General features: G+C 34.6%; 11 protein-coding genes and 1 riboswitch. Of the genes, 3 read left to right on the top strand and 8 right to left on the bottom strand.

Going from position 1 to position 12,621, the window contains the following annotated elements:
• Positions 1 to 241: 241 nt before the first annotated feature.
• Positions 242 to 409 carry a hypothetical protein gene (locus tag UGRO018_RS00195; RefSeq protein ID WP_416324428.1) on the bottom strand — a complete coding sequence of 56 codons (168 nt, stop codon included), beginning with the start codon at positions 407 to 409 and terminating at the stop codon, positions 242 to 244.
• Positions 410 to 442: 33 nt separating this feature from the next.
• Positions 443 to 525: riboswitch (cyclic di-GMP riboswitch) on the bottom strand.
• Between the two features lie 462 nt (positions 526 to 987).
• Here UGRO018_RS00195 and glmS point away from each other — a divergent pair.
• Positions 988 to 2,802, top strand: coding sequence for a glutamine--fructose-6-phosphate transaminase (isomerizing) (gene glmS / locus UGRO018_RS00190; protein ID WP_416324427.1), 1,815 nt, complete (start codon positions 988 to 990; stop codon positions 2,800 to 2,802).
• 166 nt (positions 2,803 to 2,968) lie between these two features.
• Here glmS and UGRO018_RS00185 read toward each other — a convergent pair whose 3' ends face one another.
• From UGRO018_RS00185 to UGRO018_RS00160, 6 genes are all read right to left on the bottom strand, one after another.
• On the bottom strand, positions 2,969 to 3,610 hold the full coding sequence (locus tag UGRO018_RS00185) for a site-2 protease family protein (protein WP_416324426.1): 642 nt from the start codon (positions 3,608 to 3,610) through the stop codon (positions 2,969 to 2,971).
• Positions 3,611 to 3,672: 62 nt separating this feature from the next.
• Positions 3,673 to 5,598, bottom strand: a complete 1,926-nt coding sequence (locus UGRO018_RS00180) for an FtsX-like permease family protein (protein ID WP_416324425.1) — start codon at positions 5,596 to 5,598, stop codon at positions 3,673 to 3,675.
• Positions 5,599 to 5,623: 25 nt separating this feature from the next.
• Positions 5,624 to 6,382 (bottom strand): ABC transporter ATP-binding protein, encoded by a 759-nt coding sequence (locus UGRO018_RS00175; RefSeq protein WP_416324424.1) that lies wholly within the window; start codon positions 6,380 to 6,382, stop codon positions 5,624 to 5,626.
• A 61-nt stretch (positions 6,383 to 6,443) separates the two neighbouring features.
• Complete coding sequence (locus tag UGRO018_RS00170) at positions 6,444 to 7,463, bottom strand: sensor histidine kinase (protein WP_416324423.1); 1,020 nt, start codon at positions 7,461 to 7,463, stop codon at positions 6,444 to 6,446.
• A complete protein-coding gene (locus UGRO018_RS00165) occupies positions 7,460 to 8,125 on the bottom strand; it encodes a response regulator transcription factor (RefSeq protein ID WP_416324422.1) in 666 nt (221 codons plus the stop codon). The genes UGRO018_RS00170 and UGRO018_RS00165 overlap by 4 nt, the downstream gene beginning before the upstream one ends.
• A 78-nt stretch (positions 8,126 to 8,203) precedes the next feature.
• Complete coding sequence (locus UGRO018_RS00160; RefSeq protein ID WP_416324536.1) at positions 8,204 to 8,704, bottom strand: VanZ family protein; 501 nt, start codon at positions 8,702 to 8,704, stop codon at positions 8,204 to 8,206.
• 274 nt (positions 8,705 to 8,978) lie between these two features.
• On the opposite strand from UGRO018_RS00160, the gene UGRO018_RS00155 reads away from it, so the two are divergent.
• Positions 8,979 to 10,670 (top strand): bifunctional diguanylate cyclase/phosphodiesterase, encoded by a 1,692-nt coding sequence (locus tag UGRO018_RS00155; RefSeq protein WP_416324421.1) that lies wholly within the window; start codon positions 8,979 to 8,981, stop codon positions 10,668 to 10,670.
• A gap of 29 nt (positions 10,671 to 10,699) precedes the next feature.
• On the opposite strand, the gene UGRO018_RS00150 is transcribed toward UGRO018_RS00155, so the two are convergent.
• Complete coding sequence (locus UGRO018_RS00150) at positions 10,700 to 11,587, bottom strand: YitT family protein (protein WP_416324420.1); 888 nt, start codon at positions 11,585 to 11,587, stop codon at positions 10,700 to 10,702.
• A 155-nt stretch (positions 11,588 to 11,742) separates the two neighbouring features.
• On the opposite strand from UGRO018_RS00150, the gene UGRO018_RS00145 reads away from it, so the two are divergent.
• Entirely contained in the window at positions 11,743 to 12,606 is an 864-nt protein-coding gene (locus UGRO018_RS00145; protein WP_416324419.1) for an NAD-dependent epimerase/dehydratase family protein, read from the top strand.
• Positions 12,607 to 12,621: the final 15 nt, after the last annotated feature.

Raw genomic sequence — 12,621 nt, 5'->3', positions numbered from 1 at the left:
GATTTGATCGTTTCTTTTGACACTTAGAAGATATCTAAGCGTAGACCTATGCCACCAACAGGAAAAAACAGCCTTTCCCTACACACTTTATAGCTTAACTTCCGTGGGATTTTAGACTGTCTATGTTTCCTAATACTTTCCTGTCATATAGCATATGACAAACCTTAAATTACCATAGTTTTCGAAAACTCAACAGCTCCATCCTCAGCAAATCATTCACTACCCTAGCCGATAGTAAATATTAAATCATTGCTGGAATTTCATTACCTAGGGATCTCGTAAACAAAGACGTCCATTTAGCCAAAATATCTGTCTCTACTACTTTGATAGAGTTGCATATAGCCATTATGCAATTCATAGCTTTTCCCTTTGATAGTGCCATAGCACCTAAAAATAAAGTTTTAATCATGCTTCTCTCTCCTCCATTGAACATGCTTTATTCTTCGGCAACTGGCTGTCGTATTTTCTGAAATAGACCCTATAGCTTTGCGTCACCAGATCACTCTGGCTTTGCCTTTCTTCCTACCATAGTGGTATATACCACTTGGTCTATACCAATTATAGACCATCTCTTTTTTTATTGCAAGCGTTTACTTAAATTTTTTTCATTTTTTTATGTTTTTTATTTTCAGAAAAATCTTTCTTCACATTTATTTTTCATATCCTTTAAATAAAGCGATATTTGACATTATCATACAATAATTACAAGTTATTTTATTTATCTGTATCTATCAAACCTTTCAAACCTAGGTGTTGCATTCCCAAAAAATTATAGTATACTGTTAACAGTTATTATTTTACCAAGGAGGATCGTGGGTAATAGTAATGAGCGCCTGGACCTACGGGTTGACGAGGATAGCAGTTATCGAAATATTCGGCGGGTACTGCTACGGTTATGTGGATCGAAAGAGAATAGACAAAAGCAAAATCATACGCTACAAAAACTATTCTCAACACACACTTTTTTATCATGGAGGAACATAAAATATGTGTGGAATAATTGGCTATGTGGGATCAAAAAGGATCTCAAATAGTGTTTTAATCGCAGGTCTACATGCTCTAGAATATCGTGGCTATGATTCTGCCGGTTTAGCACTCGCTTTCGATCAACAAATTAAAATTGTGAAAGCAAAAGGTAAAGTTAGTTTTTTAGAAGATAAATTGAAAAAGCTTGCTATCGAACAAGGATGTATAGGAATTGCACATACCAGATGGGCAACTCATGGAGAACCAAGTGAACTTAATAGTCATCCTCATCAAAGTGGTTCAATTACTTTGGTTCATAACGGCATCATTGAAAATTATCACCAATTAAAGGAAGAACTTGAAAATGCAGGATATTCCTTTCAAACCCAAACAGACAGTGAAATTGCCGCTGCCTATATTGACTATTGCTATTACTTGGAAAAAGATAAGATAAAAGCATTAGCAAAAGCTTATCATCATTTTAAAGGAAGTTTTGCCTTTGCAATCTTATTTCATGACGATCTAGATACCATCTATGCTATGAGAAAGCATTCTCCCCTTGTTCTGGGTATTGGGGAACATCAGAATTTCTTAGCAAGTGATATTTCAGCATTTATCGCTTATACCAATCAATATCTTATTTTACAACATGAAGAGATTGCTATTTTAACAAAAGATGACATTCGTATTTGTGAATTAGATGGCACGATACTTCATCGTGATGCACTGATAAGTGAAATGGATGTGCAACTAATTCAAAAAGGTGGTTATGATCATTTCATGCTCAAAGAAATTCATGAAGAGCCTGATGTAGTGCAAAGAACGATCGATTCTTTATTACAAGTTAGTATCAAGGACTTATTGAATACAATGCCGAATCTTAAACGTTTTGATCATATTCATATCGTTGCTTGCGGTAGTGCAATGTATGCTGGAATGATTGCAAAATCATTGATTGAAAGTAAGGCAAGAATTCCAGTGGATTGTGTATGTGCAAGTGAGTATCGTTATGGTGATCCTATTTACACTGATTCAACTTTGGTCATCGTGATTTCTCAATCTGGAGAAACCGCTGATACGATTGCCGCTTTACAATTGGCAAAAGCACATCATATTACGACACTTGCCATTGTCAATGTAATAGGTTCTACGATTGCAAGAGATGCAGACCACGTTATTTATACAAAAGCCGGACCTGAAATTTGTGTTGCGACAACGAAAGCGTATTGTACACAAGTTGCAATATTATCTTTGATTGCCTGCTATCTTGCTTATGTTCATGGAAAAATAGATGAAGAAGAAGCAAATCAGATTACCAAAGAATTACATGAGTTATATGATTTAATGAGGAAGATGATCGATATGGATTATCGTCATTTTGCTGAGAAGATTTATGACCATCATGATGTTTTCTTTATCGGGCGTGGATTAGATTACTCCCTTTCTATGGAAGGTAGTCTAAAGCTCAAAGAAATTTCGTATCTTCATAGTGAAGCCTATGCAGCCGGCGAATTAAAACATGGTACCATTTCCTTGATTGAAAAAGGTACACCGGTCATCGCTTTGGCAACAGATGAAGATTTATATGAGAAAACCATGAGTAATATCAAAGAAGTGAAAGCACGTGGAGCCTATATTTTATTATTGGTTGGTGATAACATACAGGTATCTCATCATGATTATGATGAAATCATTCAAGTACCTAAAACAAACAAACTGATTCAAGGAATCCTTACCGTAATTCCTTTACAGCTCCTTGCTTATGAAATTGCCAAGTTACGTGGTTGTGAAATAGATCAACCTCGTAATCTAGCTAAATCTGTAACGGTAGAGTAAAGTTATTTACCTGTAAAGTGTCCTACTTCCTAATATTACACACACTTTGGCATTTTACAGTTAAATATATAGCTGAATTTCAGCAAACAAAAGAAAACCAACATAAATTTGATTGGTTTTCTTTTTCTATATCAAAAAAATCAGCAACCCTAAGATTGCTGATCCATTAAAACAAAATATGAGAAACAATGGTAGAATAGAAGTCTAAAATAGCACCTCTTGCATATCCTAAAGGACCATTTAAAACACCTGCGATCAATAAAATAATCAGTACAATGGAAATATATTGTTCATATTGCATGATCTTGAAATAGGTATCTTCATCTAATATCCCCATTAAAATCTTAGAACCATCTAATGGTGGCAAAGGAATCAGATTGAAAACAGCTAATCCGACATTCATAACAGCAGTATAGTAACATAACAAATACAAATAATTACCTATTTGATTAGAAAAGGCCATTCCTGTTTTTAAGGTCAGCCCCATCAATAACATGAAAATAAATCCGACGATTAAATTTGCCAAAGGTCCGGCCATTGCGGACTGAATCATACCACTTTTTCTATCCTTAAAGAAATAAGGATTGATTTGTACTGGCTTGGCCCATCCAAATCCACAAATAATTAAGGAAAGGGTTCCGATCGGATCTAGATGATTCAAAGGATTTAGCGATAGTCTTCCACTTTCCTTCTGTGATACATCTCCTAGCTTATAAGCTACAAAACTATGGGCAAATTCATGAAAGGATAACGCAATAATAACTGCGGGTAATATATAAATCAGATTTGAAAATAGATCTTGAAACATAATCATACCTCCATCTTACATTATCATACAGTATAACAGAATTATGGAAAAAGTAAACCATGTTATCCTTCCATCTCTAGATTTCTTTTACAACCGATATAGGCTAACAGATAGTAACAAAAATATATGATCATATAGAGAATATAGGAAACGAAACAGGCGAAATAAATATTGCTTGATCCTGATAATTCTTGAAATAGTAAATCCATGATCGGAAGGAGTGGTATGATATATATGATCGGTAACAGCATCGGTAAAAAGAAGTAAAGTGCGATTTGTTTTCTTACATGTTGATAAATTTCTTTTTTGCTCATTCCAAGTTTATGCAGTAATTGGTACTCATATTTTTGTTTAGAGGCATCCATCACCTGCTGTGTTGCGACAATGGTGGCACTGATACAAATAAAAACGAAAGCCATATAAAACAAAGCAAAGGTAAAGGTCACAGTGCTTAATAAGGATAGTTGTATATAATCAGCTTTTACATGCAAACTTAATATACTATCATAATCAGATAACAATGCATATAACTCATCTTGCATTTCTATCTTGGTTTTTTTATTCGTTTTCGCTACATAACTATATCCTATCGAATTTGCTTTTTCCAGGTATTGATCAGGTAATACCACGATATAGTCATTGTTAATATTCCAAAGATTCTTTTGATCTGAATAGCTATATTTTAATAATGTATCCTGTTTTTTCAATTCGAATATGACACGACCATTATCTAGCTTTTCTTTTTCAATTTTATCACATAAAATAGCATATTCCCCTTCTTGAATAGGTCGATATTCATAACCTTTTAATTCTAATAATGCTTGATAATCGCTTGCTTTCATATAAGAAATGTATAAATCTTTCTGCTTATTTATGGTATCCTTGAAATCATATTGAAGGTCACTTGAATCATAAAAACAATAGACATGTTCGTTTACTTGATAGCCTTTATCCTTATAATATGTGTGCATCGCATCTAAATCAAGAGGTTTATCCTTAAGAGCTTGAATGTCATAAGGTGCACCCACATCGATTTGATACATGGTTTCATCATAAAATTTTATCGCAAAGCTACTTGATAGGAGCGTACAGATCATCAATAATGACAAAGTCGCAAGTACCATACGATTCTTTTGAATTCTTCCTCTAATATGTCCATAGATAATCAAGACGAATTTAGTAAATTTCAATTTCTTTTGAGAAAAAACCACCTGATCAAGTAAGGCAGAAAAACCGTAATAACAGGAGTAAATACTTAGAATCAATAAGATGATTCCTAACAGCAATGCTTGATCATTTGATTCTATAAACATAACTTGCATGGCTTTTTTCGTTAAAAGTATCCCACTCACAAATAAGATGATCGTGAAAGGAATGGCAATTTTTGAAAGCCATGTTCGAGATAAAGAAGGCTCGTTTTTTTCTTCTTGATACAATAGTTCATGAATGGTGACTTTCATTATTTTTCTTCTTTCTCGAAATAATGTCACGATCCACATCATCATAAAATAAAGAAAGGTCAGTCCTAATGTTTTAAATGAAAAGGAAAGGTGAAATGTATAGGCTACATCAAAGATAGAAACAATCATTGCTCTTAGTATTTCAGAAAAGAATACGCCTAGAATGCATCCTGCGAATAATGCCACAAGTCCCATTAGAAACATCTCCAAAACAAACATTCTGGATATAGTGCTTCTTTTCATTCCCGATAACAAATACAAACCGAATTCTTTACTTCTGCTTTTGATGATAAAGTCAGATACATAACTTATCAGCCATGCAATAACAAATACCAATAGAACACTCACGGAAACAAAGGCTGTTAAAATGCCATCCATATTACGCATCAAAGTCTGTACCTCATCATGAAAGATCAAACTATTGAACGCATACATCAACATCATAGTGATGGTAACTGTCATCATGAATATCAAATATTCTCGTATGCTTCGTTTTAAATTGCGTATGGTCAGTTTACTATAAATCATGATCGTACACCTCTTTTGACATGTATTATCGAATCGCATGTACATCACCGCCCAATAAGGTCATAACATCTAATATTTTTTGATAAAAGGCTGCTCTTTCTAATTGTCCTCGATAGATTTCATTGAAAATTTTCCCATCCTTTAGAAAGAGGATACGTTTTGCATAAGATGCACTAAAGGCGTCATGAGTCACCATAAGGATACTGGCATTTTGGGTGTCATTTATCTTACATAATTGTTCCATGAATTGCCACGATGCATGAGAATCCAAAGCCCCTGTAGGTTCATCTGCCAAAATCAAAGAGGGATGGTGGATCAAGGCTCTTGCGATTGCCGCTCGTTGTCTTTGTCCGCCACTTACTTCATAAGGAAATTTATGCAATATCGCTTGAATACCTAGAGAATCTGCCATCTTTTGTACCTTTTCCATGATATCTTGTTCTTTCAATAAGGTCAAAGGTAACGCTATATTTTCCTCTAAGGTCAATGTATTTAATAGATTAAAATCTTGAAACACGAAACCCAATCTTTTTTTACGAAATTCAGCTAAATCATCTTCTCTTTTCCGACAAATACTTTCTCCTTGTATCTGGATATCGCCGGCACTTAACGTATCAATGGTGCTGATGACATTCAACAATGTAGTCTTTCCACTTCCACTTGCTCCCATTACTGCGCAAAATTCCCCTTCTTCCATTTCAAAACTGATATCATCTAATGCCTTGGTTACATTTCCATGATGACCATAATATTTCTGTATATGTTCAATTTTTAATAACGTCATATGTCATTCCTCCTATGCCCCAAGTATATCAAATCGATGTTATTTCTCTTATCACTTTTGTTTACAATACCCTTACAGAATTGTAAGAAGGAAAAAACAAGATCATATCACATCCATTTCCTTCCTCAGAAACAACCGATAACGTAATTCCTAAAGCATCACAAAGACGTTTACATAAATATAGACCGATTCCTGTCGCATGAGTATTTGCTTTTCTTCCGTTTTCTCCTGTAAAACCTTTATCGAAAATGCGAGTAATGTCTTGTGCAGGAATCCCTTGTCCATTATCAGCAACATGAAGAAATACCCCCTCTTCTGTATGCTCAAGATAAAGCTGTAAGCAACTTTCTTCATCCGGTTTGCGATATTTTACAGCATTCTCAATGAGCTGATTCAATATAAATATGATCCACTTTTCATCGCAACGAACCATGCCATGCACCTCTTTTAAAACCACGTGTATACGATTGCTGGTACATAGATACTTACATTGTAGTAATGCCTCTTGCATGGTTTCATATAAATCATATTCTTGAACAAAAAAATCACGTTCTACATTTTCACTTCTGGCGTAAAACAATGCTTGTTCCACATAATGCTCGATTCGTTCTAATTGTGTATAAACTTCCCGTTTCTTTTTTCCCTCTTGATTTTCTGCCCATAACTTCATTGCCGCAATCGGTGTTTTAATTTCATGTACCCATTGTTCAATATATTCTTCATAATCCAATCGATTGCGTTCGATATCTGCCACATGTTCCAACATACTTTTGTTTCCAACATATAATAGATCTCGATAACATTGCTCTTCCCAATTCCCACCTGATGGCATTACCTCATGCAATAGATATTTTTGATCTAGATGATCTACTAGCTGATATAGCGTGTTCATTCTTTTCTTTTTTTTATGAAAAGTCACAAAAAAATAAATGAAAAATAAACAAAACCATATCCCCATAAAAATCATGGTCAATCCAGGTGTGATACCTAGAAATAGCAATAAGACACTTTCCATCAACAAAAACAGAAAGGATAGGATCAAAAATCCGGCATGATCTTCTATATAATCACGAAATTTCATATGAAATAGCCCTGCCTATGCTTGGTCACGATAAAATCATCCACACCGATCTGATGTAGTTTATTTCTGATTCTGGTCATATTTACACTCAATGCATTATCATCAATAAATAATTTGTTATCCCATAAATAATCAATCAAATCATCTCGTGGTACAATTTCACCTTTGTGTTGAAACAAATAATGAAGGATCCTTACTTCATTTTTTGTTAATTCTTCATACTTATCATGAAAGATGATTCTAGATAAGGCAAGATCCAAGGTAACTCCTTTATATTGAAACACCAGTTCTTCTTTCTGTTGATAGCATCGTTTGATAACTGCTTGTAAATGCGCAATCAAAACAGAAGGATGATAAGGTTTCGTGATAAAATCATCTCCTCCCATCGTCATCGAACATAGCTCATCCATATCACTATTTCTGCTGGTCACAAAGATGATAGGTACTTCACTTTGTGTACGTATTCTAGTACATAAGGTAAATCCATCTTCTTTTGGAAGATTGATGTCTAACAAGATTACTTGTACTTCTTCTCTCTTTAAAAAAACTAAGATATCTTCTTTCAGATCCCACACACAGACATCATATCCTTGATTCTTCAATAATAAGCTCAATTCTTTTTGTATTGCCAGATCATCTTCAACGATCATAATTTTATACATATTCATCACCTATCTTCATTATACATGAATATAAATCAAAAAAAGATGGATTTTTCCCATCTTTCAATGTTGTAAGAATTAATGTTCTTTGTACGCAAGATTGACAAGTCCTTGTATTCCACTGAGAATAAAAGATATGAGAGTCAATCCAAGCGTTGCACATAGGGATCCAAAGGTATCTAAATAAACATCACTCATGGAACTGGTTCTTCCGGTAAAGCTTTGATGATATTCATCTCCAAATGCAAAACAGAAACAAATCCCAATGGTTAATATAAAACGCATCGTTTTGTTTACGCCAAGGATCGCTAACGTGATATAAATCATACATGCTAAGCCAAAATAAATGGAGAAATGTGCGAGCTTTCGTATATTCGCATTCCAATCACTACCATAGGGAGAATGCATGATAACAAAGTATTTTATCTTTTCGCTCAATACCATACCCTTAGGTGACGTTTCCAACGTTGATTGTACTTCTTCTTTTATTTTTTCTGTCACAATCTCACTACGTTCATTGGATTGATAGCCATTTTCCGCAGAAAGCTGATAAATGCTATACATAACGCCTCCACTCATCGCTAGGAATATGAGGGCGCATAAGAAACGGACTTTCATATTTTTCTTTTTCTTCAAAAGATCACCGCCTATCTTAAAAAATATTGTATCGCAATTTAAAAGCATCGACAATAAAGCAATCATAATCGTCATAAATTCTTAAGAATGTCAATCGAACACGTTCTTCCTGTTTCTATACATCACCATGCTATGTTTTATATTATTGGTTACGCAAATAACGCTATTCAAATAGGTAAAAAAATGTTATATTAAGAGTATAAACGGAGGCGCCATCATGGATAAACAAATAGATTTATTTGAAGACTTTAAAATTGATCCTTATCTTTTTTATGATGCTATGGTGAACAGCACAGATGATTATATTTATATCGTAGATATGCAAAAAGATATCTCTTTGATATCAGAAAATATGTTGCGTGATTTTGACTTGCCCGGACGTTTTGTAGATGGCTTGGTTCCTTTATGGGGAACATTGATTCTTGAAAAAGACAAACAGCGCTATTTTGATTCTATTAATGAAATGATGGATGGAAAAACTGATGAACATAATGTTGAATATCAGATCAGAAATCGTCAAAATGAATATGTATGGGTGAGTTGTCGTGGCCTTTTAAAACGTGATGAACAAGGCGTTCCTATCGTCTTTGCCGGAATAGTGACCAATCTTGGTAGTAAAGGTAAGATCGATAGTATCACCGGTTTATTTACACAAAGTGAATGCACCAAATATGTAAGTCAATATCTAGAAGATAAAAATGCCAGTGGTGGTATCATGCTTTTGGGATTAGATGATTTTTCACGTATCAATGCTTTGAATGATCATATTTTCGGCAATGTTGTGTTGCGCCAGTTTGCGCAAACCGTGATACGGCTTTTACCGGATAGTGCGATGATGTATCGTTTTGATGGAGATGAATTTGCCATTGTTTATAAAGGCGCCACAAAAGAAATGGTATATGAGTTATATCAAAAACTACATGCGTATTGTAACACCAGACATTCCGCTGATGGTACACCATATTATTGTACTGCATCAGCTGGAATTGCCATGATCAATGAAGATGGTGATAATTATCTAGATCTGATCAAATATGCTGCAGGGGCTCTGGAAGCCAGTAAACATAAGGGTAAAAATACCTTTACCTTTTTCTCCTTGGATTTGATCGAATCAAAGCTTCGTTCCATGAAACTGAGTGAGCATCTACAAAATGCGATTTTAAATGATATGCAAGATTTTGAAATGTATTATCAACCATTATTGAATACCTCCACCATGAAGGTCAAGGGTGCGGAAGCTTTATTAAGATGGAAATGTGATTATTTTGGTAATGTATCTCCTGCGGAATTCATTCCTTTGATGGAAAGCAGTGGGTTAATGACATTGGCAGGTCGTTGGATCTTAGAAACTGCAGTTGCGACTTGTAAAGAATGGATCACTTATATTCCTGATTTTGTCATGAATATCAATATCTCTTATCTTCAAATGCTAGATCATCATTTTATTGATCATGTAAAAAGCGTATTGGAAAAGCATCAACTTGATCCAAAACATATCGTATTAGAACTGACGGAAAGCTATTTCGTCACAGATATGGTTGCGTTAAAGGATACCTTTGATCAATTACGTGCTATGAATATCAAAATCGCTATGGATGATTTCGGTACCGGCTACTCTTCCTTGGGAATGTTAGCCCAAACACCGGCAGATATCGTTAAAATCGATCGCCTCTTCATTTCCGCTATCAATGCCAACAAGTTTAATCTGGATTTCATCAGTGCTGTTATCAGCCTATGTCATAGCATCGGCATCAAAGTTACCGTGGAAGGTGTAGAGCATCGCTCGGAAATGGATATCGTATTACATGTTGGAGCTGACTGTATCCAAGGCTTCTTTGTTTCCAAACCGGTTCCGAAAAAGAAATTCGAAGAAGCATTTATGGACATAACAAACGTACAAAAAGCATGAACACTCGTCCATGCTTTTCTTATGCTTATCTAAGCCAATCGCTTTTCGAAATTACCATCTACATTCATTCCCTCATTAAAGATGACAAATGCCTTAGGATCGCATTCATGTACGATTTTCTTTAACTTATTTACTTCTTGTTTTGACACCACTGTCATTATGACATAAGTATCTTCATCTGTATAGCTACCATTTCCTCGCCAGTAGGTAACACCTCGTCTTAGATTATAAGTGATCACTTTATCCACATGATCAACTTTTGTGAAGATCGTTGCGCTCATTTTGATGTTCTGATAATGGATCTTATCTACCATTTGACTCATAAAATAGCTGTATATGATAGAATAAATCGCAATCTCCAAATCATATAGACCCGCACATGCCGCATAGATACATGCATTGAATACGACACATAGCTTACCAATACTAAAATCAGGCATTTTCATACTTAAATACATTCCCAGTATATCAATACCACCGCTACAGCTTCCTCCACGTAACATGAATCCACTTCCCACTCCGGCAATGATACCACCTATAACAGCATTTGCTAAAACGATATCTAAAATCGGCTCATCCATAATAGGAACCAAAGTCAAAAACACTGTCTGAGCACCAACACATAACAATGTATTGATACAAAACTTTTTTGATATTTTGAACCATGCCATCAACAACAAAGGTATATTGAACGTAAAATTTAAAATACCAATGGTTGAGATTGGCAGATGGATAAAGGTAAAACGATCTAACACCTCTCGCACAATTTGTGAAAACCCGATGATACCACTATTGTTTAAACTACTTGGTACAATAAAACAGTTACAGGCTATCGCAAAGATCAAAGCCCCTGTCAACATCATTCCATAATTTGTTATGATGGTTTGAAGTTTTGTTTCTTTTTTCGTTTTCCTCATACAGACACTCTCCTCATTCACCTTCATTATACCTGTTCTATTTGAATTTTGGTTTCATTTTACTTCCTACCTCCTAGGAAAATCACAGATAATCTCCCTCCTACCGTTATTTCATGCTATAATAAAAATAACAGAAACAACAGTGGGAGGTTCTTATGAAAATTTTAATTTTAGGTGGTACAAATGATGTAGGGATTCATCTGATCAATCAGCTACTTAAGAAAAAGCAAAAGGTTACGATTGCAACTAGAGGTATGCATGATGATCCCTTTGAAGATCAGGTTACAAGAATCAAAATCGATCGTTATGATGTCAATTCTATGAAGGATGCGTTTTTCGACAAAAAATTTGATGTTGTATATGATTTTTTAGCTTATTGTTCCAATGATATTAAGATTGCGTTAAACAGCATTCATTGTAAGACTTATATCCTAGTCTCTTCAATTGCTGTCTATGAAGATGTAGGTGAGATCAGAGAAGATTTCTTCCTACCTTATCGTTATCGTATTAAAATGGGAGAAGCAAGTGACTTTTCTTATGCGGAAGGTAAACGTCAAGCAGAGGCAGTGTTATCACAAATCTATGATGCACAGAAATCTCTCACAATAAGATTTCCTATCCTATTAGGCGAAGCTAAAGAAAGCAATCTTTTAGATTACTATGTAGATCATATCGTACATGAACAACCGATGTATATTGATAACATGGATGCCAAATTAAGCTTTTTCCCTAATCAAGAGGCCGGACGCTTTTTAGCATTTCTAGCTTCCGCAAAACAAGAGGGAGTTTATCATATCTCTTCAAAAGGCAATATGACAATACGTCAAATCATTCAATATATTGAAGAAAAGACAAATAAAAAAGCTTGTATTTATGAATGCGATGATGCAGCCCCTTTGAATGGCATGAAAAGTCAAACCTTGTATTTAGGAAAAGTAAATCGTTTAACTTTCAAAAACAAACCACTTGAAAAATGGATGTATGATTTATTAGATCATACAATTGCTCAATATATGTAAAAAGGAAGAAATCAT

It is taken from the genome of Hoskinsella mucinilytica (assembly GCF_045223415.1).
GTDB lineage: Bacteria > Bacillota_I > Bacilli_A > Erysipelotrichales > Erysipelotrichaceae > Hoskinsella > Hoskinsella mucinilytica.
Note: the sequence above shows the minus strand (reverse complement) of the source record. Positions and strands in the feature narration are given on the sequence as shown.

Bases quoted from the DNA above. Each gene is read 5' to 3' on its own strand.
- UGRO018_RS00165 (WP_416324422.1), bottom strand. From the start codon at position 8,125: ATGTATAAAATTATGATCGTTGAAGATGATCTGGCAATACAAAAAGAA.
- UGRO018_RS00160 (WP_416324536.1), bottom strand. From the start codon at position 8,704: ATGAGTGGAGGCGTTATGTATAGCATTTATCAGCTTTCTGCGGAAAAT.
- UGRO018_RS00185 (WP_416324426.1), bottom strand. From the start codon at position 3,610: ATGTTTCAAGATCTATTTTCAAATCTGATTTATATATTACCCGCAGTT.
- UGRO018_RS00175 (WP_416324424.1), bottom strand. From the start codon at position 6,382: ATGACGTTATTAAAAATTGAACATATACAGAAATATTATGGTCATCAT.
- UGRO018_RS00170 (WP_416324423.1), bottom strand. From the start codon at position 7,463: ATGAAATTTCGTGATTATATAGAAGATCATGCCGGATTTTTGATCCTA.
- UGRO018_RS00195 (WP_416324428.1), bottom strand. From the start codon at position 409: ATGATTAAAACTTTATTTTTAGGTGCTATGGCACTATCAAAGGGAAAA.
- UGRO018_RS00150 (WP_416324420.1), bottom strand. From the start codon at position 11,587: ATGAGGAAAACGAAAAAAGAAACAAAACTTCAAACCATCATAACAAAT.
- UGRO018_RS00145 (WP_416324419.1), top strand. From the start codon at position 11,743: ATGAAAATTTTAATTTTAGGTGGTACAAATGATGTAGGGATTCATCTG.
- UGRO018_RS00155 (WP_416324421.1), top strand. From the start codon at position 8,979: ATGGATAAACAAATAGATTTATTTGAAGACTTTAAAATTGATCCTTAT.
- glmS (WP_416324427.1), top strand. From the start codon at position 988: ATGTGTGGAATAATTGGCTATGTGGGATCAAAAAGGATCTCAAATAGT.
- UGRO018_RS00180 (WP_416324425.1), bottom strand. From the start codon at position 5,598: ATGATTTATAGTAAACTGACCATACGCAATTTAAAACGAAGCATACGA.